Source organism: Aeromonas sp. TECH754, assembly GCF_056279295.1.
This window is the reverse complement of the sequence record NZ_JBWBRA010000001.1, coordinates 252,124-275,045: the sequence shown is the minus strand read 5'-3', so window position 1 is coordinate 275,045 and position 22,922 is coordinate 252,124. Positions and strand designations below refer to the sequence as shown.

Below are 22,922 nucleotides of genomic sequence, written 5' to 3'. Positions count from 1 at the left end.
GACGACGATATAAAAAGAAGGGCCTTGCCATCCGGCAAGGCCCTTCTGCTATTGGAGGATCAATGAGGCAGGGTTTCCAGCCGGGCGAGGAAGGCGGGCAACGAGGGGGCCAGCACCAGCCGGCGGCCGGAGTCGAGCCATTCCAGCCAGACTTGGCCGCTCTCGTTGTCGAGGGAGATCAGCGTCATCTCGTTGCGGGTGGTGGCGATGAAGAGCGATGGCGTGCGCTTGAGTTTGCGCAACATCAGCAGGTGCCCGATGAGGTTCTCCTTGAGCAGGTCCAGATCCTCCTCGTTCCACGGCAGGATGAGTTCGATGCGCAGCCCCTTGTACGAACAGGGGATGGGGCGGCTGAACCAGTGACCAAACAGGGCAAGAACCGCGGGATGCAGGGTCAGCTCCAGCGCATCGGCCATGGCACCGAAATCGGCCGGCTCGCTGCGCTGCTGGGGACGCCAGGCGACCTTGCCTTCCTTGGGCTCATCCAGCTCGCAGGGGGAACGCCATCCCTGCTCCCATTCGCACAGGGGCAGCCCTCGCCTCGCCTCACCATCGCGCTGCCAGCGTAAAAAAAACTGCTCAAGGGCAGACAAGACTTGATCCGACATCGAAATCCCCCACAATAACGGCCCAAAATAGCCGCGAAGCATGATCGAAAAATTTGGCTATTGCACCACCAAACAGCTGAGCAGACAAGCATGAGCAAACAAGAGAGATACGCCGGCGCCAGCGCGCTGCAGGGCCTGAGCCTGGGCCAGCAATCGGCCTACATCAGCCAATACAGCCCCGAGCTGCTGCAACCCGTGCCCCGCAGCCTGAATCGCGACGATCTCGGCCTTGGCGAGGCGCTGCCCTTCCTGGGTTGCGATGTCTGGACCCTGTACGAGCTCTCCTGGCTCAACGCCAAGGGCAAGCCCGTGGTGGCCGTTGGCGAGGTGTCGGTGCCGGCGCAGAGTCCGAATCTCATCGAGTCCAAGTCATTCAAGCTTTACCTCAACTCCTTCAACCAGACCCGCTGCGACTCGCTGGCGGCGGTACAGGCCCTGCTGGCCAAGGATCTGAGCGCCTGTGCCGGGGCCGACGTCGGCGTCACCCTGTTCACTCTCGATCAGGCCCCCCACCAGATAGCGACGCTGCCGGGGGAGTGCATCGACGAGCAGGATATCGAGATCGACGGCTACGAGTTCGACCAGACCCTGCTGCAGGGCGCGGCGGGCGCGGAGATCGTGGAAGAGACACTGCACAGCCACCTGCTCAAGTCCAACTGCCTGGTCACCAGCCAGCCTGATTGGGGCTCCCTGGTGATCCACTATCGCGGCCCACGCCTGGATCGGGAGAAACTGCTGCGCTACCTCATCTCGTTTCGCCAGCACAACGAGTTCCACGAGCAGTGCATCGAGCGGATCTTCATCGATCTCAAGCACTTCTGCGGCCCAAGCGAGCTGACCGTCTATGCCCGCTACACTCGCCGCGGTGGGCTGGACATCAACCCGTTCCGCAGCGACTGGGAGCCGGTGCCCGCCAACCTGCGCCTGATCCGCCAGTAAATACCGGCACCGCCGACAAGAGTGGGCCTGACACCATTGCCATCACTCCTGTCCATAGTCCACTGCAGCTGGCAGTGGGCTTGGCTCATCGTTCCCAATCTGTCGGTAAACGCTGGACGCAGCAGACGGCAGTGGGCTTGGCTCATCGTTCCCAATCTATCGGTCAATGCTGGACGCCGCAGACGGCAGTGGGCTTGGCTCATCGTTCCCAATCTGTCGGTAAACGCTGGACGTGCAGGGGTGGGCTTGGATAACATGCCAGCACTCCTGTGGCGTTGTTAATCCAATGAATCAACTGTTTTTTCTGGCAATGATGATGTCCTCCCTGTCGGCTCCGGATCTGGATCTGGCCAAGGAGCAGTTGTCTATCGATCTGCAACAGGCCCAGACCCTGGTGCTGACCGATCCCGTCAGATGTACCCAGATTGCCACCGCCTTCCTCGAACGCACGGCCAATAATCCCAAGCAAATCATCAGCAATCGCCAGGAGTTCGGTTACAGAGAGCCGATCCTGAGCTATGGCACGGCCACCCAGGCCACCGGCGCCTACCTGCTCAAGGGCGAGTGCCTGTTGCAACTGGGACAGTTCAAGGCGGCTCAGGAGTCCCTCGAGCAGGGCATCGCCATGGCCGAGAAGGAGCAGCAGTTCGAGCTGCAGGCCCACGGTCTCTATCTCAAGATCCGCAGCCGGAACATGCAGGAGCGCTCCCACGGCGCCAGTGCCATCCTGCTCGATGAACTGGACAAGTTGCTGACCAACCCCAGCCTCAAAGAGAGTCAGCTGCAGGTATACAGCCGCCTGCTGCACGTCAACGCCAGCATAGAAGGGCAGCAGTTCGATGCGGCCAAGCGCCAGCTGGCAGAGGGCCACAAGTGGGCGGAGCAGGGCAATAATCCCCTGTCACTTGCCTGGGTCAGCGCCGTCGGGGGGGACCTCTACCATGCGCTCGGCCAGCCCCAGCTCGCCCTCGGCGAATACATCGATGCCCAGCAGCAGGCCAAGGGCCTGCAAGATCCGCTGTTCCTCGGCTTGCTGTCGAACCAGATGGTCAGTCTCTATCAGGATGAGCAGGAGCCACAGAAGGCGCTGCAATACGCCAATGAGGCCGCCAACTACTTCCACGCGCTGGGCAACCCTTCCCTGCTCAGCGATGCGCTGATCGTGCTCGCCCGCCTCAACCGCGATCAGGGCGAGATGAACATGGCGCTGGTCTACTTCTTCAACGCCCTGGACTTGCTCGATGAGGGCAGCAACCGCATCCGCATCGCCAACCTCAAGTACGAGATTGGCAAGACCTACCTGCTGACCGGCAACCTGACCCTGGCCCGCAACTATCTCAATGCCGCGCGCCAGTCCCACGAGCTGGGGGATGACAAGGAGTCGCTGATCGATACCCTGCTGCTGCTCGGGGAGCTGCATCTCAAGCAGCAGGAAGCGGGGATCGCCATTTTGCAGCTGGAGAATGCCCTGACCCTGGCGAACCGCATTGGCGACGTCCGGCGCCAGTTCGAGATCTTCCGCCTGCTCTCCATCGCCTACGAACAGAAGGGCTATATCAAACAGGCCCTCGACAGCTACAAGAATTTCCACCAGCGCAGCGAACTGGTGCGCCAGCAACAGCTGGATCAGGAGCAGGAGGCGGTCCGCGACAACTACGCCCAGGTGGAGCGGGCACAGCAAGTCAAGGAGCTGGAACAACGGCTCGATATCAGTCAGCACCAACAGGATCGCTATCTTTGGTCCAGCGTCAGCACCGGCCTGCTGCTGGCCCTGTTTATCTACCTGTTCTTCACGCTCTGGCTCAAGCTGCGGGTCGCCCGCCTCAATGCCAAGCAGCTTGGCGAGGCACTGCTGATCGAGCCGCGCAGTGGCCTGGCCAACTGGCAACGACTGATGAGCCGCTGGCCGCGGGAGATGGCCAAACGCCAGCAGAAATCCGATCGCTGGTATCTGAGCGAGCGCCCCACCAGCGAATTCGACGACAAGCTGCACTATCTGCTGTTTAGAGTGCCTTTCCTGGTCAACAGCCTGGAACAGCACGGTTATCAGGTCAGCCGCGAGATCGAGCAGGCCTTTGGCGCCTACGTCAATCAGCTGACCCCGCAAGATGGCCGCATCTACGATCTGCGCGAAGGGCACCTGCTATATGTGGTGCCACAACGTCACGTGGCGCAGTTGCACGAGCTGGCACAGGAGCTGCTCGATACCCTCGCCGCCTTCCCCTGCGATCACCCGCTCGACAGGCATATCAGCCTCGGCATCGTCAGCCACCCCTTCCTGCCGAAGGCGGCGATGGCGCTCGATCACCACGGCCTGTTCGATCTCTGTTACCTGGCATTGTCAGGGGCCATGCAGCTCAGTGAAAAATACCGCCAGAGTGTCTGGCTGGAGCTGGCCGCCATCGATTGCCAGCAAGCCGCATTTTTTAATGGCGATGTGTGGCAATGCTGCTTGATGGCAATTGACAAGGGGCTGGTAAAAGTAAATTCTTCTCATGAAAAGCAATGGGTTAACTGGCTTGTACTTTCACGGACGAAAGTGCTGGATAACGCCTGACAACAAGGTACTCAACGGGGTCTTTCATTGGCTTACTGTTGCTGGACGACACAAAAACGATAATGACAACAGGGCGACCTGAACAATGAACGACATCGCGGCCGTAACAGGACAACTGGCAAGACTCAGGGAATCCCTTCAGCAAAAACAGCAGGAGCTCGATGGCATGGCCACCTTCTCCGATGCCGAACGCACCCGCAGCGTCCAGTTTATCGGCAAGCTGATGCAGGCCTGCCGTGGCCACGACCGTGAACTGGACAGCCGCCTCGCCAAGCTCAAGCAGAAACTCGATGGCAATCCCCCGCTTTCATCCCTCGATGGGGATCTGGCTGCCATCGAGAAGCTGTTGCAGCAACACGGCAACGCGCTGGAAGAGTCCATCGGCCTGACCCGCACCGCCATCGAACTGGGCAGCAAACAGCTCAAGTCCCTCAAAGGCTTCCCGGATGATACCCGTCGCTCGCTCAAGGAGTTTCTGGCGAGCCCCGAGGGCTATGGCATTGGCGATCACCAGAAGAAGGTGATCCGCTTGCTGGAGTTCTACCAGCAGGCCATCAAGATCCAGCTGCTGCCGACCCAACCCCTGCTCAACCAGCCCGCTTCCCAGCTGGTCGGCACCGATCTGGCCCCGCCGGAGGCGGCCGCCTCGTTTGACGTCAAGGCTCATGCCCAGATCGCCGACGAATTGCAGCGGCTCATCACCGAGCTCGACTTCGCCGGTGCCGTCGGCGAGAGTCTGGCCGACATTCGCCGCCAGTTGCTCACCGGCATCACACCGCAGTTGCTGGCCGAGATCTGCCTGCAGATCATCGAACTCATCATCGAGGGCACCCGGGAGGAGCGCAAGTCGTCACAGGCCTTCCTCAGCACCCTCAACGAGAGCCTGTCCGCCGTCCATTTCAACTTCACCGAATCCCTCGACGAGGGGCGGGCGCTGCAAAATGCCAGCCACCTCAGCGATCAGGCGCTGAGCCGGGAGCTCGAGGCCATCGATCGCACCCTGAGCACCCATGACTCTTCCATTGCCCTGAAAGACGCCATCTGCAGCCACGTCGACGCCATTCGTCGGCTGCAGCAAGACAGGGACGCCATGGCCGGCCGTGAGCGTCACCTGCTCACCCATTTGTCCAACATGGAGGCCAAGCTGCGGCTGATGAAAGAGGAGACCGCCGAGTACAAGAAGCGGCTCACCATTCAAAAGCACAAGCTGTTCCTCGACAGCCTGACCCAGGTGCACAACCGGGCGGCCCTCGACGAGCGGCTCGAGCTCGAGTACAAGCGCTGGCTGCGTTACAGCACCCCGCTCTGTCTGGCCATCATCGACATCGATCATTTCAAGAACATCAACGACAACTACGGCCACATGGCCGGCGACAAGGCCTTGAAGGTGGTCGCCAAGGCGCTGCAAAGCGCGCTGCGTGATACCGACTTCATCGCCCGTTTCGGCGGTGAGGAGTTCGTGGTGCTGCTGCCGAACATCAACCCGGACAAGTATCAGAAGCCGCTGGAGAACCTGCGCCAGACCATCAAGAGCATCCCGTTCCGGTTCAGGGATGCCAAGGTCGAGATCACCATCTCCATCGGTGCCACCCTGTTCCGCGAAGGGGACCACACCACGGATGCATTTGAGCGCGCAGACAAGGCGCTCTACAGCTCCAAGCACCTGGGACGGGATCAGGTCAATCTGGCCTGAATCCGGCCTGACCAGCGGCTAAAAAACGCGCAAACGCACCCACTCCCTATTCCCCTTCCCCACCCCTTGCCTCTACTATCGAAATCGAGGGATGTCACGGCATCCCGTTTTCTCCCCAGGGAAAGCACAACGATAACAAGACGAGTGAAGGGGACCTTATGATTACGCACATCAATCCTGTCGGCAGCATGGACTTGCTGTCTCAACTCGAGGTGGATCGCCTCAAACAGACCGCCTCCAGCGATATCTATCAACTGTTTCGCAACTGCTCGCTGGCAGTGCTCAACTCCGGCAGCCACACCGACAGCTCCAAGGAGATATTGGAGCGCTTCAAATCCTTCGATATTCATGTGATCCGGCGCGAGCGCGGGGTCAAACTCGAGCTGTTCAATGCCCCCGAGCACGCCTTCGTCGATGGCGAGATCATCCGCGGCATTCAGGAACATCTCTTCTCCGTGCTGCGGGACATCCTCTACGTCTCGGCCCAGCTGGAATCCAACAGCCGGGTCAACCTCACCAACGCGACCCACATCTCCAACCTGGTGTTCGCCATCCTGCGCAACGCCAAGGCGATCCTGCCGGGGGCGGATCCGAACCTGATCGTCTGCTGGGGCGGTCACTCCATCAACGAGATCGAGTACCAATACACCCGCTCGGTGGGCAGCGAGCTGGGTCTGCGCGAGCTGAACATCTGCACCGGCTGCGGGCCGGGCGCCATGGAAGGACCGATGAAGGGGGCGGCCGTCGGCCACGCCAAGCAACGGGTACGCAACGGTCGCTACATAGGCCTGACCGAACCCTCCATCATCGCCGCCGAGCCGCCCAACCCCATCGTCAACGAGCTGGTGATCCTGCCGGACATCGAGAAGCGGCTGGAAGCCTTCGTGCGCCTCGGCCACGGCATCATCATCTTCCCCGGTGGCGTCGGTACTGCCGAGGAGCTGCTCTATCTGCTCGGCATCATGATGCACCCGGCCAACGAACGCCAACCCATCCCCATAGTGCTGACCGGGCCCAAGGAGAGCGCCGACTACTTCCGCGCCATCGACGACTTCGTCAAGGCTACCCTGGGTGAGCCCGCCACCAGCCTGTACCGGATCATCATCGGCGATGCGCCCGAGGTGGCCAGGGTCATGAAGGAAGCGATGCCCAAGATCCGCGAATACCGCAAATCGGTCGGGGATGCCTACTCCTTCAACTGGTCCCTCAAGATCGAGCCGGAATTCCAGCTGCCGTTCGAGCCGGATCACGCCAGCATGGCCAGCCTGGACTTGCACCGCAACCAGCCGCCCCAGTTGCTGGCAGCCAACCTGCGCCGCGCCTTCTCCGGCATAGTCGCCGGCAACGTGAAGGAAGGGGGCATCCGCGCCATCGAGAAGAAGGGCCCGTTCAAGCTGCACGGCGACAAGGAGCTGATGCACCTGATGGACCGGCTGCTGGAGAGCTTCGTCAGGCAGCAGCGGATGAAACTGCCCGGCACCCAGTACATTCCCTGCTACGAGATAGTGAAATGATGGGATGACGGTGGATCATCATCCATGACAGAGGGGCCAACGGGCCCCTCTTCTCTTGCATTGCCCCTGTGTCATCACAGGGTTAGCATGTGCTCCCCCAATTGTTACAATGGGCCGTCCCGACCGCCAAGAGTGCCCTTTTCATGTCAAAACCCAGGCCACAGCTGCTGATCATCGATGCCCTCAATCTCATCCGCCGGCTGCACGCGGTGCAGGTCCAGCAGGCGCTGACCCCGGCTCAGGCGCTGATCGCCACCCGTGCCAACCTCATCAACACCTGCCGCAAGCTGCTTGCCAACAGCGAGCCGACCCATGCCATCGCGGTGTTCGACGGGGAGGTTCACAGCTGGCGCAAGGAGGTCTACCCGGCCTACAAGGAGGGACGCACCCCCATGCCACAGGAGCTGAGGGAAGGGCTGGCCGAATTGCAGGATGCCTTCTGGGAGTGCGGGGTGGATGCCCTGCTGTCCCAGACCGACGAGGCAGACGATCTCATCGCGACCCTGGCAACCGGGATTGCCCAGCACGGACATCAGGCCACCATCATCTCCACCGACAAGGGGTTTTGTCAGCTCATCTGCCCGCAGATCCAGATCCGGGACCATTTCAACAAACGCTGGCTGGATGCGGCCTTCGTCCAGCAGCAATATGGCGTGATCCCGGAACAACTGGTGGACTTCTGGGCCCTGACCGGCATCGGTGGCTCCAACATCAAGGGGGTGCCGGGCATCGGCCCCAAGACGGCCACCACGCTGCTGTTGCAGCACGGCAGCCTGGCAGCCCTGCTCACCGCCTGCGAGCAGGACGATGCCACCAAGCCCCTGCTCAAGCTGCGCCAGCACAGAGACGAGGCGCTGCTGGCCCAGCGACTGGTGCGGTTGCAACGGGATATCCCGCTCGGTTTCAACTTGCGGGAGATCCGCTACCCGCCCCAGATGGACAGGGCCGAGTGAAGCGACCAGCATAACCCGCATCCTGCACGCATCTTTTCTGTTGACATAAATGGGAAACATGTAAAGAAACATGGAGAAAGTGGTGCAAAAATGGTATAAAACCGCCGAATCCTCCCCCTCTGTCCCCTAGAAGTGGATACGCCTCATGTCAAAAAGAAAGATTACCGTCATTCCGGGCGACGGCATCGGCCCCAGCATCATCGAATCCGCCATCCAGATCCTGACCCACGCCGGTTGTGATTTTGACTACGACTATGCCGACGCCGGTCTGGTCGCACTGGAGAAGCACGGCGAACTGCTGCCGCAAAGCACCCTCGACCTGATCGAGAAGAACAAGGTCAGCCTCAAAGGCCCGCTCACCACCCCGGTCGGCGGCGGCTTTACCTCCATCAACGTCTCCCTGCGCAAGAAGTTCAACCTCTACGCCAACGTGCGTCCGGTCATCTCCTTCAAGGGCACCAAGAGCCGTTACGACAACATCGACATCATCACGGTGCGTGAAAACACCGAAGGAATGTACTCGGGGGCGGGCCAGAAGCGCAGCGATGACAACCAGAGCGCCGAGGCGATGAGCATCATCACCCGGGATGGCGCCGAGCGCATCGTCACCTTCGCCTTCGAACTGGCACGCCAGGAAGGACGCAAGAAGGTCACCATCATCCACAAGGCCAACATCCTCAAATCCACCTCCGGCCTGTTCCTGGAAGTGGCGCGGGAAGTGGCCGCCCGCTATCCGGATATCCAGAACGAAGAGATGATCGTCGACGCCGCCTGCATGAACCTGGTGATGTACCCGGAGCGTTTCGACGTCATGGTCACCACCAACCTGTTCGGCGACATCCTCTCGGATCTGTGTGCCGGTCTGGTGGGCGGTCTGGGCATGGCGCCCGGCGCCAACATCGGTGAAGGGGCCGCCATCTTCGAGGCAGTACACGGCTCAGCGCCGGATATCGCGGGCAAGAACATCGCCAACCCGACCTCGGTGATCCTCGCCGCCATCCAGATGCTGGAATACCTGGGCATGCAGGACAAGGCCGAGCGGATCCGCGAAGCCGTGCGCTCGACCATAGAATCCGGCGATCGGGTCACGCGGGATCTGGGGGGCTCAGCCTCCACCAGCGAATTTACCCAGGCCATCATCGATCGCCTGTAAATCATATCTAACATCATGATTTTAAAAGGGAGCTTCGGCTCCCTTTGTTTTATGCCGGATCCCCCTACCCCCCTCGCCAGATGACTACTATGTTCATAAGGAGGATAAGGAGATCCACTATGCGCGCTACGTTAATCTTGCTGATCTTCAGCAGCTCTACCATGGCATTGGACAGGCCCATCGATAATGCCTGGTTGACCCCTCCTCCCCAGAGCGCGCAACCGGCCAAGCAGGTCTGGCAATCCACGATTGACACCAACGACCTGCTCAAAGCCCCCAAGCAGCTCTCCTTCGGGGTGGACATCATGACCGACAGCAACGGCAACAGCCGGCTCACCCCCTACCAGAAACTGAATCTCACCGCCGAGAAGAGCGTCAGCCTCTCCTTCGAACAGCACAAACCCAGGATCAAGTTCAACGCCGGCGGCATCAGCACGGCAATCAAGCTGAGGGGCGACGGGGTCAAGATGCAGTTCAACCCGACCGACAAGACCATTCCCCTGCAGATGGAGCTCAAGGTCACGGATGACGAGTCCAAGGTCACCTTCGACTACCGCTTCTAGGACTGCTGAAATGAAAAAAACCGGACGGGTTAACCCCGTCCGGTTTTTTGATGCCGCGACAACGGCCGGAATAGCCCTGCCATTACGACTTGGGTTCCAGCTTGGAGGCCCAGTCTATTGCTGTAGACGTGGGTTTTACTCACTTCGCTCGAAGAGAGTTACTCCTTTGGCGTCAGCTTGGAGACCCAGTACTTGTTGTAGACGTGCACCGTGATCTCTTCACGATCGTGATAGAGCTGCTTGGCCTGGATCACGAACGCATTGTCGATCTCCTTGAGCATACCGCGCAGCACCTCGATGTTGTGTACCGCCTCGGCGTAGCGCTTCTTCATCGGCAGCTTGAGGTTGAACATCGCCTCCTGGCAGTCGTTCTCGCGGAACCAGTCGGCGATCATGTGGGTCACCCGCGCCGGCTTCTCCACCATGTCGCACACCAGCCAGTAGATGTTCTTCTTGCTCGGCCGCCAGACGAAGCCATCATCACGGATATGACGGACCTGACCGGTCTCCATCAGGGACGGTGCCATGGAGCCGTTGTCCACCGCAGTCACCATCATGCCGCGACGTACCAGCTGATAGGTCCAGCCACCCGGGCAGGCGCCGAGATCGACGGCCTTCATGCCGGAGGTCAGGCGCAGCTCCCACTCTTCCCGTGGCACGAACACGTAGAAGGCCTCTTCCAGCTTGAGGCTGGAGCGGCTCGGGGCGTCCGCCGGGCAGCGCAGACGCGGGATGCCCATGTGGAATTCGGAGTTGTTGAACGAGTAGGAGTAACCGATCAGCAGGTGATCGTTGGCCATGAAGAAGGCGTGGAACACCGGACGGTGCGGCGTCTCCTTCTTGGTCAGCAATTCGTTGCTGCGCAGCGCCTGGCGCAGCGGCACGGTGAACTTGCGGCAGAAGGCCGACAGCTCTTTCGCCTCGTTGGTATCGGCCGTCTCCACCCGCAGATCGCCACAGATGGTATAACCAGCGGCCGCCTCCAAGATGGGTGAAATCCGATCGGAGAGATCCAGATCCTTCAGCTCATGGGTCACCACCAGCATCTGGCGGATGAAGATGAGCTCGCGGAACGGCAATTTGCGGGCCAGCAGATCGGCCTGCTCCTCGTCATACAGCTCGAATATCACATAACCGCTGTCGTCCTTGACCCGGGCGAAGCCGTAGCACTGCATGTTACTGGCACGCTCGGTGATCTCTGCCGCCGCCTCTTTCTCAAAACCGGGGCGGCAATAAAGCAGCAGATTATTCATTTTTTCCTCCAAGACGACAGCCAGCCCATATCAGAGCCGCCCATCCCAACATAAAACAGAGGCCACCGGCCGGGGTAATGAGCCCCAGCCCCTTGCTGCCGAGCAGCGCCATGGCGTAAATACTGCCGGAGAATCCGAGGATCCCCAGCACAAAGGCGGTGCCGGCAAAGGTGATGACCTTGCTGCGCACACCGCACCAACCCAGCACCAACAGGGCCAGTGCGTGAAAAAACTGATATTGCACGGCGGTATTGAACGCCGCCAGCAGCGAAGGCGTGATGCCGCTCGCCGCCAGGCCGTGGGCACCATAGGCCCCCAGCATGGTGGCCGTCAGGCCGAAGAAACCGGCCAGCACCAACCAATGCCGCTGAAACTCGCGATGGATCTGCATCCTTAGCTCCTCGTTGTCTCGCCAAAGACCCTCAGGCCAGAGCCTCGGCGATAAAGCCCCGTATCCGATCGGCCGCCTGTTGCAGGTTCTCCTGCTCAGTCACCCCGCTCGCCTTTCGCGGCTTGAAGCCATGATCACCATCGGTCAGCCAGTGGACCGATACATGGGGTGAGAAGGGGAAATCGGCCAGTTCGGCGCGCGTACCGAAGGTGTCGCGCTCCCCTTGCAACAGCAGGGTCGGCGTCTTGATTTGCTTGAGCACCTCGCCCCGCCAGCTATCGGGCTTGGCCGGGGGGTGGAAAGGATACCCGAGAATGACCAATCCTGCAGCATTCATCTCGTCGCAGATCTCGGCAGCCATCCGCCCCCCCATGGACTTGCCCGCCAGCAACAGCTTGGGATGGGCAAATTCCCGCGCCTTCTCGCGCCAGTGATCGAGCAAGACCGGCTGCCTGTCCGGCGGCCTGCGCTTGCCATCCTGGGCCCGCTTGCTCATGTAGGGAAAGTTGAAGCGCACCACCTCGATCTGCGGCCCCGCCAGCAGCCGTGACAGCTCGGCGAGGAAGGCATGCTCCATGCCCGCTCCGGCGCCGTGGGTCAACAGAATGCGAACGGGGGCGTCGCTCGCCCCCTCCCTTATCACCTCAGCCATGACGTCCTCCCTCATGCATCGGCGAGCCGGGCCCGGCGACGGGCCTCTTCCTGCTCCACCAGCTCCAGCATCCAGTCGCGGAAGGCCACTATCTTGCCCTGATCGGACTGCTGCTCCTGGCACACCAGATAGAAGGCGTTCTTGCTCACCAGTACCTGTTCGAACGGACAGATGAGGCGCCCCGCTTCGATCTCGGGCTGGGCCAGCACGCTGTGACCAAGCGCCACGCCCTGGCCGTGGATCGCCGCCTGGATCACCATGGTCGAGTGGCTGAAGATGGGCCCCTGATTGACGTTGGGCGCATCGATGTCGAGCTGGCGAAACCAGGCCTTCCAGTCGCGGCGGGAGGTGTCGTGCAACAGGGTATGACGGGTCAAGTCCTCCGGCGTGCGCAGCGGCTTGGGGCCGGTCAACAGCAGCGGGGCACAGACCGGGATCAGGTATTCGGTGTGCAGCTTGTCCGAGCGCAGCCCCGGCCAGTTGCCACGGCCGTAATAGATGGCCACGTCCACGTCGTCGGTGAGCGACCCCTCGTCCAGATCCACCGCCTTGATCCGCACATCGATGTCCGGATGACGCTCGCTGAACCTCACCAGCCGGGGTACCAGCCACTGGATGGCAAAGCTCGGCTGCAGGCTGACGGTAAGCGCTCCCTTGGCACTGCGCGCCAGCAGCTTGTCGGTCGCCTCCGAGATGGAGGCGAAGATGTCCTTGATGTCGAGGAAATAGCTCTGCCCCTCCTCGGTCAACAGCAGGGAGCGGTTCTTGCGGCGAAACAACTTGATGCCGAGATACTCTTCCAGCGCCTTGATCTGGTGACTGATGGCGGCCTGGGTCACGAACAGCTCTTCCGCAGCCCGGGTAAAGCTTAAGTGACGAGCGGCTGCTTCAAAGGCTTTCAGTGCATTGAGCGGGGGTAAACGACGAGACATGGGATCGGCCGACGATGAGTTTTTCTAATGGTGCGCATTATAAATTGTCGGTTGCGGGTCGACCAGTGAATAAACATAATTCGCCACGCAATTCGTTGCCATATGGCTCACACTTTTTCTTCCATGTTGGTTTACATGTGATTTTTGTGAGTGGGTCGGCAAAGATTGTGGTGTTGTGTTTCTTCCTCTGCGGGAAGAAAGGGCTAAATCGGACCGATTTAACCCAGTCTGTCATCTGAATGTGTTTGGCGCCTCCGGTTGGATGGCGCCTTTTTTCTCATCCCTACACCCTGAACTGCCCCACCAGTTGCTGCTGCTTGTCCGCCAGTTGCGACAACTCGCGCCCATTTTCGGCCGAGGTGGCCGCCTCGGCCCTGATGGTGTGGCTCACATCACGGATGTTGCTGACGTTGCGATTGATCTCGTCCGCCACCCCGCTCTGCTCCTGAGCCGCCCTGGCAATCTGTTCGTTCATCTGGTGGATGGTGGCCACCGCGTGGATGATCTGCTCCAGCACGCTGACCGACAGCTCCACCTTGGTGAGCGTCACATCCGCCTGACTGTGGCCCGTCATGATCGCCTTGACCACCGCCTCGGTGCCCGATTGCAGCTGATTGGTCAGGGTCTGGATCTCGACGATGGCATTCTGGGTACGACCGGCCAGGTTGCGTACCTCGTCCGCCACCACCGCGAAGCCGCGACCCTGCTCGCCGGCCCGTGCGGCCTCGATGGCGGCATTGAGCGCCAGCAGGTTGGTCTGTTCGGCAATGCCCTGAATGACGGCGAGGATGTCGTTGATGTTGTCGCTGTTGGCGGCGAGGCGCTCCACCACCGGCTTGGCATCGCTGATGACCGTCATCAGCCTGGACATGGCGGCTTGGGTGTCTGCCACCACGGATTTGCCCTCCTGCGCCGCGGTGTCTGCCTCATTGGCCGCGTTCACCGCCGAGTTGGCGTTGCCGGCGACCTGCAGGGCGGTGGCGCTGAGCTCCTCGAACGCGGTCGCCACCAGATCCACCTCCTGATATTGGGCCTGCATGCCGGCGCTGGTGCGCTCGGCTCCGTGCGCCGCCTGCACCGCACTGGCTCTGGTGCCCGCCACCGTATCGATCACCTGACTGATGGTGGACTGCAGCTTGTCCAGGAAGTTGTTGAACCACTTGGCCAGCTCGCCTATCTCGTCATCGCGCTGCAAGATGATGCGCTGGGTCAGATCTCCCTCACCGCTGGCGATATCCTTGAGGCGGGCCACCATGGTGCGGATCGGCGCCACCGTCCGCAGCGCCATCAGCCAGATGCAGAGCAGGCCCAGCAGCGAGATAGCGCCGCCGATCAACAGCTGCGTCACCACACTGCTCTGGGCCTGATCCTCAAGATCCCCTTGCAGTTGCAAGGCGGAGGAGAGCACCACGGCGCGCGGCAGCTCGATGTAGATACCCCACTTGCGATCCGTGCCGCGCATGCTGACCGGCACGAAGGTCTGCAGCAAGGCGCCGTCAGGGCTCCAGCGGGTGACCAGCTCCCCTTTCCCGAGCCAGCCATTCAGATCCGTCGCCAACCCTTTCTCCTGCTGTCCCAGGGGGTCGCCGAGCCCGACCTTGAATCCCTCCACGCCGGCCACCCGGCCCTCGCTGCTGAGCAGCAACACCTTGCCCTGCCCCTCGTAGAGAGCCTTGTCCATCTCCACCACCAGGGTCTGCAACCTGGTCAACGAGATATCGACCCCGACCATGCCGAGCAGCTTGCCCTGCTCCAGCAGGGGGGCCGTGACCGAAGTCATCAACACCTGCTGGGTGCCTATCTCGTCGAGATAGGGCTCGAGCAGGCAAAGCGCCCCCGTGCGAATGCTGCACTTGTACCAGTCATTCTTGGCGCCGCCGTTGGCGGCCGGCTTGTCGTCGGCCAGTGCGGCTTCGTCCATGACCTCCAGCGTCACCTTGCCATCGACCCTGGCCCAGTAGCTGGAGAAGCGCCCCTTGTCGTTGGCCCCTAGTGCCGTCGAGCCCTGGTAGTTTTCGTCCTCCCCGTCGAGCTGGTTGGGCTCGAAGATACCGTAGACCCCGAGCAGATTGTCCGACGACTCCGCCGCATCCTGCAGCTGCTGGTTTACGGCGCCGCGCAGCGCCTCGGAGTGGACAAAGTTGTCGGCCGCATTCTTGCGCTGGAACAAGATGCCCTCGGCCAGCAGGGTGACCCGGAAATAGGCTTCATCGAGGTAGCTGGTGACCCTGGCCGCCTGGGTGGCGCCCATGGCCTGCATCCAGTTTTCTGCCGCGTGCTGCGCCTCCAGGGTGGTGGAGGTGTGCACTTGCTCCTGCATGCGGGCCGCATTGAAAAGGGAAGAGGCGACCAGTGCTCCGGCACTGGCCAATAGACAACAACCGGCGATCAGGGTGATCCGTCCCTGAACAGAAAGAGCACTCATGCATGATTTCCTAACGTCTACAGATGTGATCATCTGTATCGGTTTCGGATACAAAAACTTAACTAAATCAGCCGAGATCCAGACTAAGTTGATTGATTTCCCCTGCACCGGGCAGGCCAACCACCAGACCGAGCAGGCGTATGGGTTTTCCTTGGGCCCGCTGCAGCCCCTCGTGCAGCAGGTCGTGGAACAATGCCGCCTGATAGCCGCCCCGGCGATAGACGGTGGTCTGCTGAAAATCGGCGAACTTCAGCTTGATCCCCTGCCCCATCAGCGCCTCGGCGGAGCACGCCTTGGCGAAGCGCAACTCCAGCTCCGGGATGAGCTCACTCAGCACCCGCCAGCAGGCATCTTCGTCCAGCACATCGCTGGCCAGGGTAGTCTCCACCCCGATCGTCTTGCGTACGCGCTCGGCCTGGACCGGCTGCTCGTCATGTCCCCAAATGCGGCCGGTCAACATCTCTCCCAGCTTGCCGAAGCGAGCACAGAGCTCCTCCGGAGAGAGCGCCCGCGCATCTTCGCAGGAGTAGAGCCCCTGGGACTCCAGCCGCTCGGCGGTCTTGCGACCGATGCCGGGCAACTTGCCAAGGGGCAGCTGGCGCACGAACTCATCCACCTCCTGCGGCCGGATCACGAACAGGCCGTCGGGCTTGCGCTGCTCCGAGGCGAGCTTGGCCAAAAACTTGTTCGGCGCCACCCCGGCCGAGGCGGTCAGTCCCAACTCGCGCTCGATGGCGGCGCGGATCTCGGCCGCCATCAGGGTGGCGCTGCCGCCGCAGTGGGGGCTGTCGGTGACGTCGAGGTAGGCCTCGTCGAGGGAGAGCGGCTCCACCAGCTCGGTGTAGCGCAGGAAGATGCCGCGCAGCTGACGCGACACCTCCTTGTAGACCGCCATCCGGCCGGGGATGAGCACCAGCGGCGGGCAGAGCTTCATGGCCAGGCCGCTCGGCATGGCGGAGCGCACCCCGAAGCGGCGCGCCACGTAGTTGCAAGTGGAGATGACGCCGCGCCGGTCGGAGGAGCCACCGATGGCCAGCGGCACCTCCCGCAGGGCCGGGTTGTCCCGCATCTCTACCGCGGCGAAGAAGCAGTCCATGTCGATGTGAATGATCTTGCGCATATTTACTGTATATATGAACAGTTACCAGCCCCATGCTACCCCAGCCCTGCTATTTCTGCCAGTCACGGCGGGTGCGGCTTGTAGATAGACTCTTAAGGCACCATCACTGTGAGACTCAAGGAGGAGAAGCATGAAGGCAATCTGGCTGGGGCTCTGCCTGCTGCCGCTGCTCGGCATGGCCAAGGATCACCCGACCGCCGAATGCAGCTGGCTGTTCAAACGCATCGAGGTGCTGGAGAAAGCCATCAGGAAAGGGGACGAGCTGGGTACCAAGGAGGAGCTGGCGCGCTGGAAGCTCGAATTTCGCAAGAAGTCCTGCCAGCAATACGACTACTGAGCCCATAAAAAAGCGAGCCGACCCTTGATTCAACACATGGGTCGGCTCGCTTGCATCAGGCATCCGTGACCAGCGCAGGGTCAGATGATCCGGTTCTCGGTCAGCATCTTGCGACGGGCCTCTTCCTTGGCCATCTTCTTCTTGCGGTTGTCGCAAGGCTCGGGGCAATCACACTCCTTCTCGATCCCTATGGTGCCGAGGCCCCCACAGGAGCCGGAAATGGTCCTCTTCTGGAAGATATAGCCGATGGCCATGGCCACCACCACCGTCAGAAATACCCCGAAGGTGATCAGAAAAATCTGCATGTCATTACCCCTTACTTTTTCACTAAATAGGGTTTGAAGGCATCCGAGTAGGCTTCCTCGAAACCCTCATCCGTCTTGGTGATGGTGAAGATGGCGATGCCCCGCTCCTTGGCGTAGGCCAGGCTCTTCTCGGGCCCCATAACCATGAACACGGTCGCCAGACCGTCTGCGGTCATGCAGGAGGGATGGATCACTGTCACCGACACCAGGCGATGCTGGATCGGCTTGCCCGTCACCGGATCCATGGTGTGGGAGAAGCGCTTGCCATCCATCTCGTAGTAGTTGCGATACTCGCCCGAGGTGGCCACGCCATTGGTCCCCGGCAGGATCACCTCCTGCACCGAGCCGGCATTGGCGGTCGGCTTCTCGATGGCGACCCGCCAGGGGTGGCCCTTGCCGTTGACGCCACTGAGACGCAGCTCACCGCCGATCTCCACCAGATAGTTGCGCGAGCCCAGGGCTTCCAGGTATTCGGCCACCTTGTCCACCCCAAAGCCCTTGGCGATGGCGGAGAGATCCACGTAAAGATCCGGGATGTCTTTTTGCAGGGTATCCGCGTCCACTGAGGTCTGGACGTGCAGGTTGCCGAGCCCGGTCTTCTGACGGGTTTGGTTTATCAGCTCATCGGACGGCACCTTGGTCGGCCTGGCATCCGGCCCGAAGCCCCACAGATTGACCAGCGGGCCCACGGTCACATCCAGCGCACCGCGACTCTCGCGGCCGATGTGAATGGCCTCGGTCACCACCCGCGCGGTATCGCGGGAGACCACCACCGGGGTCGAGCCCTTGTGCTGGTTGAAGCGCGACAGCTCGGAGTCGGGTCTGTAGGTCGACATCTGATCGTTGACCCGCTCCAGCAGCACATCGATCTCCGCCTGCAGCTTGGCCGCATCCGGGGCGACACCGTCCGCTACCTTGATGGAGTAGTAGGTCCCCATGGTGCTGCCGGTGATGTGCGTCTCGGGTTTGGCTTTAGCCGCCTCCTGACCACAGCCTGTCATGAAAAAAGCTAGCCCGAAGGCTAGCCAAGTCTTTACCACACTGTTCATGGATTAACCACCAAAGTCATCCAGGAGGATATTTTCGTCTTCAACACCGAGGTTTTTCAGCATGTTGATGACGGCAGCGTTCATGACGGGAGGCCCACACATGTAGAACTCGCAATCTTCCGGCGCCTCGTGATCCTTGAGGTATTGCTCGTAGAGCACGTTGTGGATGAAGCCGGTGTAACCGTCCCAGTTGTCTTCCGGTTGCGGATCCGACAGCGCGACGTGCCACTGGAAGTTGTCGTTCTCGGTGGCCAGCATGTCGAAGTCTTCGACATAGAACATCTCGCGCTTGGAACGGGCACCGTACCAGAAGCTCATCTTGCGCTTGGTCTTCAGCCGGCGCAGCTGATCGAAGATGTGGGAACGCATCGGCGCCATGCCCGCACCACCACCGATGAACACCATCTCGGCGTCGGTGTCCTTGGCGAAGAACTCGCCAAACGGACCGGAGATGGTCACCTTGTCACCCGCCTTCAGGTTGAAGATGTAGGAAGACATCTGACCGGGAGGCGCAGTCCAGTTGCTCGGCGGCGGAGTCGCGATCCGCACGTTCAGCATGATGATGCCGAACTCTTCCGGATAGTTGGCCATGGAGTAAGCACGAATGATCGGCTCATCCACCTTGGATTCCAGCTCGAAGATCTTGAAGCGATCCCAATCCCCGCGATATTCCTCTGGAATATCGAAGTTTTTGTAGTGCACGTGGTGTGCAGGCGCTTCGATCTGGATATAACCACCGGCGCGGAACGGCACGCTCTCGCCGTCCGGGATCTGCAGCTTGAGCTCCTTGATGAAGGTGGCCTTGTTGTCATTGGAGATGACGGTACAGTCCCACTTCTTCACCCCGAAGATCTCTTCCGGCAGTTCGATGTCCATGTCGCCACGAACGGTCACCTGGCAGGCCAGACGCTCGCCGTGACGGGCCTCGCCCTTGCTGATGTGATCGAGTTCGGTCGGCAGGATATCGCCACCACCGGCCTTCACCCGCACCTTGCACTGACCACAGGAGCCGCCGCCGCCACAGGCGGAGGAGACGAAGATACCGCTGCCGGCCAACACGCCGAGCAGCTTGCCACCCGCCGGGCTGGTGACAGCCTTGGCCGGGTCGCCGTTGATGCTGATTGTCACGTTACCCGCGGTCACCAGCTTGGACTTGGCGAACAGAATGACTGCTACCAGGGCCAGCAGGATCACGGTGAACATGACCACACCCAGAATAATTTCCATCTATATTTCCTTTCCGATTACAGGGAAATACCAGAGAAGGACATGAAGCCCAGCGCCATCAGACCCGCGGTGATGAAGGTGATGCCCAGACCACGCAGGCCTTCGGGGACATCGGAGTACTTCATCTTCTCGCGGATACCTGCGAGCGCCACGATGGCCAGCATCCAACCGGCACCCGATCCCACCCCATAGACCACAGACTCCACGAAGTTGTAGTCACGCTGCACCATGAAGGAGACGCCACCGAAGATGGCGCAGTTCACGGTGATGAGCGGCAGGAAGATGCCGAGCGCGTTGTAGAGCGCAGGGAAATACTTGTCCAGCGCCATCTCCAGGATCTGCACCAGCGCCGCGATCACCCCGATGAAGGTGATGAAGCTCAGGAAGCTCAGATCCAACCCTTCTACCAAGGCGCCCTCTTTGAGGACGTAGTTGTAGATCAGGTTGTTGGCAGGGACGGCGACCGTCTGCACCACGACGACGGCGATGCCCAGACCAATGGAGGTCTTGACCTTCTTGGATACCGCCAGGTAGGTACACATCCCCAGGAAGAAGGAGAGCGCCAGGTTTTCGATGAAAATCGAACGAATCAACAGACTCAGATAGTGTTCCATACCTTAATCCTTCGCCTCCACCTGCTTGGGATCATGGGTGCGCACGCCCCAGATGATCAGACCAATGATGAAGAACGCACTCGGCGGCAGCAGCAGCAGGCCGTTGGGCACATACCAGCCACCGTTGTTCACCAGCGGCAACAGCTCGAAGCCGAACCAGGTACCGGAGCCCAGCAGTTCACGCACGGTCGCCACGGCCAGCAGCACGGCGCCATAGCCCAGACCGTTACCGATGCCATCCAGGAAGGAGGGCAGCGGAGCACTCTTCATGGCATAGGCTTCGGCACGCCCCATCACGATACAGTTGGTGATGATGAGACCCACGAATACCGACAGTTGCTTGGAGATGTCATAGGCATAGGCCTTGAGCACCTGGTCAACCACGATAACCAGCGAGGCAATCACCGCCATCTGGGCGATGATCCGCACGCTGTTCGGGATCTGGTTGCGGATCAGAGAGATGAACAGGTTGGAGAAGGCAGTCACCGCCGTCACCGCCAGCGCCATCACGAACGCCGTTTTCATCTGGCTGGTAACGGCCAGCGCGGAACAGACACCCAGCACCTGCAAGGCGATGGGGTTGTTGCCGATCACTGGCGTCAACAGCAGCTTTTTCATTTCGCTCTTGTCAGCCATTGTTGAGTTCTCCTGCACGAATCTTGGCCAGGAAGGGACCGAAGCCCTTGGGACCCATCCAGAATTCGAAGGTGTGCTGCACGCCGTTACCGGTCAGGGTTGCGCCGGACAGGCCGTCGATCTCATGCTCGGAGCCCGCCGGAGCGTGGCCCTTGATCACCTTGATCGCAGGCTTGCCATCCTGATCAAACAGCTTCTTGCCGACCCAGATCTCGCGCCACTCGGGACGCTCGATGCCATCACCCAGACCCGGGGTCTCACCGTGGTCATAGTAGGTGATGCCCTTGACGGTCTGGCCATCGGCCGCCACCGCGACGAAGGCATACATGGTAGACCACAGACCGCGGCCGTAGACCGGCAGTATGATGTTGTCGACCTTGCCCTCGGCATCTTTGGCGAAGAACACCGGGATCAGCCTGGAGATCTGGCGCACACCGGCCTTGTCGTCGGCCGGCGCCAGACGAATGTTCTGGGCCGGATCTTTTGCCGCCTTGGCGGCGTCGAAGTTGTCGGCATCGCCATCGACGAACTCACCTGTGGTCAAATCGACCAGGCGCGCCTCGATCTTGTCGCCATACAGCTTGGCCAGGTCACGCTTGGCCACGGTGGTGACATCGACACCGGCCACGGCCAGGATGTTGCTTTGCTTGTCCAGCGCCTTGTTTTCCTGCTGTATCGGGCGCAGGCCCACGGCGGCCACGGAGACCACGATGGAGCACACCAGACACAGACCGGTCACGACGGCGATGGTGCCGAAAGTAGAGTCTTTATTAAACGCCACGTGCGATCCTCCGCTTGATGTTCGCCTGCGCCACGAAATGGTCAAACAAGGGGGCAAACAGGTTGGCAAACAGAATGGCCAGCATCATGCCTTCAGGGAAGGCGGGGTTCACGACCCGGATCAGCACCACCATGACGCCGATGAGGGCGCCGTACCACCACTTGCCTTTATTGGTGAAGGCGGCGGAGACCGGATCGGTCGCCATGAACGCCATACCAAAGGCAAAGCCGCCCAGTACCAGATGCCAGTGCCACGGCATGCTGAACATGGGGTTGGTATCGGAACCGATGACGTTGAACAGCAGGGAGGTTGCCACCATGCCGATCATCACACCGGCGATGATGCGCCAGGAGGCGATCCGCATGTAGACGATCATGGCCGCACCGAGCAGGATCATCAGGGTGGAGACTTCACCGATGGAACCTGGCAGGTTGCCGAGGAAGGCATCCATCCAGCTGATGGCTTCGCCGGTGGCACCGTTGATCAGTGCCATCTGGCCGCCCTGGGCCCACTGGCTCAGCGCAGTCGCGCCGGAGAAGCCATCGACGGCCACCCAAACGCTGTCGCCGGAGATCTGGCCGGGGTAGGCGAAGAACAGGAACGCACGACCCGCCAGGGCCGGGTTCAGGAAGTTCTTGCCGGTACCGCCGAACACTTCCTTGGCCAGCACCACACCGAAGGTAATGCCGAGCGCGGCTTGCCACAGGGGCAGCTCGGGCGGCACGATCAGCGCGAACAGGATGGAGGTCACGAAGAAGCCTTCGTTGATCTCGTGCTTGCGCACCATGGCAAACAGCACTTCCCAGAAACCGCCGACCAGGAACACGGTCAGGTAGATCGGGAAGAAGTGGGTCGCCCCGATCAGCATCTTGCTGCCGATACCGGCCACCGCCGGATCCAGCGAGGCACCGAGCAGGGTCGCCAGGGTGTATTGCCAGGTATCGGCACCGGCCGCAGAGCCCAGATGGGCAATGGCGGCGATGGACTGATTGCCGACGTTGTACATGCCCCAGAACATGGCCGGGAACACGGCCAGCCACACCATGATCATCATGCGTTTCAGATCGATCGCATCACGGACGTGGGCAGCATTGCGGGTCACGGACCCGGGGGTATAAAACAGGGTGTACGCCGCCTCGAACAGGGCGTAGTACTTGGCGTACTTTCCACCCGGTTCGAAGTGATGTTCCATATTTTCAAGAAGTTGCTTGAAACTCATC

At 60.9% G+C, this 22,922-nt stretch carries 22 protein-coding genes; 8 read left to right on the top strand and 14 right to left on the bottom strand.

Going from position 1 to position 22,922, the window contains the following annotated elements:
* Positions 1-59: 59 nt before the first annotated feature.
* Positions 60-608, bottom strand: coding sequence for a SecY-interacting protein (gene syd, locus ACZ9IL_RS01245; RefSeq protein ID WP_476001854.1), 549 nt, complete (start codon positions 606-608; stop codon positions 60-62).
* Between the two features lie 90 nt (positions 609-698).
* Between syd and queF the strand changes: the two genes are divergently transcribed.
* From queF to ACZ9IL_RS01210, 7 genes are all read left to right on the top strand, one after another.
* The gene (gene queF, locus ACZ9IL_RS01240; RefSeq protein WP_476001853.1) at positions 699-1,547 is read left to right on the top strand and encodes an NADPH-dependent 7-cyano-7-deazaguanine reductase QueF; all 849 of its coding nucleotides are present in this window, start codon (positions 699-701) and stop codon (positions 1,545-1,547) included.
* Between the two features lie 286 nt (positions 1,548-1,833).
* Positions 1,834-4,104 (top strand): hypothetical protein, encoded by a 2,271-nt coding sequence (locus ACZ9IL_RS01235; protein WP_476001852.1) that lies wholly within the window; start codon positions 1,834-1,836, stop codon positions 4,102-4,104.
* Positions 4,105-4,189: 85 nt separating this feature from the next.
* Entirely contained in the window at positions 4,190-5,797 is a 1,608-nt protein-coding gene (locus ACZ9IL_RS01230) for a GGDEF domain-containing protein (protein ID WP_476001851.1), read from the top strand.
* 158 nt (positions 5,798-5,955) lie between these two features.
* Positions 5,956-7,311: a nucleotide 5'-monophosphate nucleosidase PpnN gene (ppnN, locus tag ACZ9IL_RS01225; protein ID WP_476001850.1), complete on the top strand. Its 1,356-nt coding sequence runs from the start codon at positions 5,956-5,958 to the stop codon at positions 7,309-7,311.
* A gap of 143 nt (positions 7,312-7,454) precedes the next feature.
* Positions 7,455-8,264, top strand: a complete 810-nt coding sequence (xni, locus tag ACZ9IL_RS01220; protein ID WP_476001849.1) for a flap endonuclease Xni — start codon at positions 7,455-7,457, stop codon at positions 8,262-8,264.
* Positions 8,265-8,409: 145 nt separating this feature from the next.
* Entirely contained in the window at positions 8,410-9,417 is a 1,008-nt protein-coding gene (locus ACZ9IL_RS01215) for an isocitrate dehydrogenase (RefSeq protein WP_476001848.1), read from the top strand.
* 119 nt (positions 9,418-9,536) lie between these two features.
* Positions 9,537-9,980, top strand: a complete 444-nt coding sequence (locus ACZ9IL_RS01210) for a hypothetical protein (protein WP_476001847.1) — start codon at positions 9,537-9,539, stop codon at positions 9,978-9,980.
* Between the two features lie 158 nt (positions 9,981-10,138).
* On the opposite strand, the gene rlmM is transcribed toward ACZ9IL_RS01210, so the two are convergent.
* The 6 genes from rlmM to dinB form a co-directional block, all read right to left on the bottom strand.
* Positions 10,139-11,233 (bottom strand): 23S rRNA (cytidine(2498)-2'-O)-methyltransferase RlmM, encoded by a 1,095-nt coding sequence (gene rlmM, locus ACZ9IL_RS01205; RefSeq protein ID WP_476001846.1) that lies wholly within the window; start codon positions 11,231-11,233, stop codon positions 10,139-10,141.
* On the bottom strand, positions 11,226-11,624 hold the full coding sequence (locus tag ACZ9IL_RS01200) for a DUF423 domain-containing protein (RefSeq protein ID WP_476001845.1): 399 nt from the start codon (positions 11,622-11,624) through the stop codon (positions 11,226-11,228). The genes rlmM and ACZ9IL_RS01200 overlap by 8 nt, the downstream gene beginning before the upstream one ends.
* 31 nt (positions 11,625-11,655) lie before the next feature.
* On the bottom strand, positions 11,656-12,276 hold the full coding sequence (locus ACZ9IL_RS01195) for an alpha/beta family hydrolase (RefSeq protein WP_476001844.1): 621 nt from the start codon (positions 12,274-12,276) through the stop codon (positions 11,656-11,658).
* 11 nt (positions 12,277-12,287) lie between these two features.
* Complete coding sequence (locus ACZ9IL_RS01190) at positions 12,288-13,208, bottom strand: transcriptional regulator GcvA (RefSeq protein WP_042639555.1); 921 nt, start codon at positions 13,206-13,208, stop codon at positions 12,288-12,290.
* Positions 13,209-13,491: 283 nt separating this feature from the next.
* Positions 13,492-15,633 carry a methyl-accepting chemotaxis protein gene (locus ACZ9IL_RS01185; protein WP_476001843.1) on the bottom strand — a complete coding sequence of 714 codons (2,142 nt, stop codon included), beginning with the start codon at positions 15,631-15,633 and terminating at the stop codon, positions 13,492-13,494.
* Positions 15,634-15,700: 67 nt separating this feature from the next.
* Positions 15,701-16,753 (bottom strand): DNA polymerase IV, encoded by a 1,053-nt coding sequence (gene dinB, locus ACZ9IL_RS01180; RefSeq protein ID WP_476001842.1) that lies wholly within the window; start codon positions 16,751-16,753, stop codon positions 15,701-15,703.
* A 130-nt stretch (positions 16,754-16,883) separates the two neighbouring features.
* On the opposite strand from dinB, the gene ACZ9IL_RS01175 reads away from it, so the two are divergent.
* Complete coding sequence (locus tag ACZ9IL_RS01175; RefSeq protein ID WP_476001841.1) at positions 16,884-17,090, top strand: hypothetical protein; 207 nt, start codon at positions 16,884-16,886, stop codon at positions 17,088-17,090.
* An 80-nt stretch (positions 17,091-17,170) separates the two neighbouring features.
* Here the strand turns inward: ACZ9IL_RS01175 and nqrM are convergent, their stop codons facing one another.
* From nqrM to ACZ9IL_RS01140, 7 genes are read right to left on the bottom strand one after another with little or no spacing between them, the layout of a single operon-like run.
* On the bottom strand, positions 17,171-17,395 hold the full coding sequence (nqrM, locus tag ACZ9IL_RS01170; RefSeq protein ID WP_476001840.1) for a (Na+)-NQR maturation NqrM: 225 nt from the start codon (positions 17,393-17,395) through the stop codon (positions 17,171-17,173).
* 11 nt (positions 17,396-17,406) lie between these two features.
* Positions 17,407-18,444, bottom strand: coding sequence for an FAD:protein FMN transferase (locus ACZ9IL_RS01165; RefSeq protein WP_476001839.1), 1,038 nt, complete (start codon positions 18,442-18,444; stop codon positions 17,407-17,409).
* Positions 18,445-18,447: 3 nt separating this feature from the next.
* Positions 18,448-19,671, bottom strand: coding sequence for an NADH:ubiquinone reductase (Na(+)-transporting) subunit F (gene nqrF, locus ACZ9IL_RS01160; protein ID WP_476001838.1), 1,224 nt, complete (start codon positions 19,669-19,671; stop codon positions 18,448-18,450).
* A 17-nt stretch (positions 19,672-19,688) separates the two neighbouring features.
* Entirely contained in the window at positions 19,689-20,285 is a 597-nt protein-coding gene (nqrE, locus tag ACZ9IL_RS01155) for an NADH:ubiquinone reductase (Na(+)-transporting) subunit E (protein WP_042639541.1), read from the bottom strand.
* 3 nt (positions 20,286-20,288) lie between these two features.
* Positions 20,289-20,921, bottom strand: a complete 633-nt coding sequence (locus tag ACZ9IL_RS01150; protein ID WP_042639539.1) for an NADH:ubiquinone reductase (Na(+)-transporting) subunit D — start codon at positions 20,919-20,921, stop codon at positions 20,289-20,291.
* On the bottom strand, positions 20,914-21,702 hold the full coding sequence (locus ACZ9IL_RS01145; RefSeq protein WP_476001837.1) for a Na(+)-translocating NADH-quinone reductase subunit C: 789 nt from the start codon (positions 21,700-21,702) through the stop codon (positions 20,914-20,916). The genes ACZ9IL_RS01150 and ACZ9IL_RS01145 overlap by 8 nt, the downstream gene beginning before the upstream one ends.
* The gene (locus ACZ9IL_RS01140) at positions 21,692-22,921 is read right to left on the bottom strand and encodes an NADH:ubiquinone reductase (Na(+)-transporting) subunit B (protein ID WP_476001836.1); all 1,230 of its coding nucleotides are present in this window, start codon (positions 22,919-22,921) and stop codon (positions 21,692-21,694) included. The genes ACZ9IL_RS01145 and ACZ9IL_RS01140 overlap by 11 nt, the downstream gene beginning before the upstream one ends.
* Position 22,922: the final 1 nt, after the last annotated feature.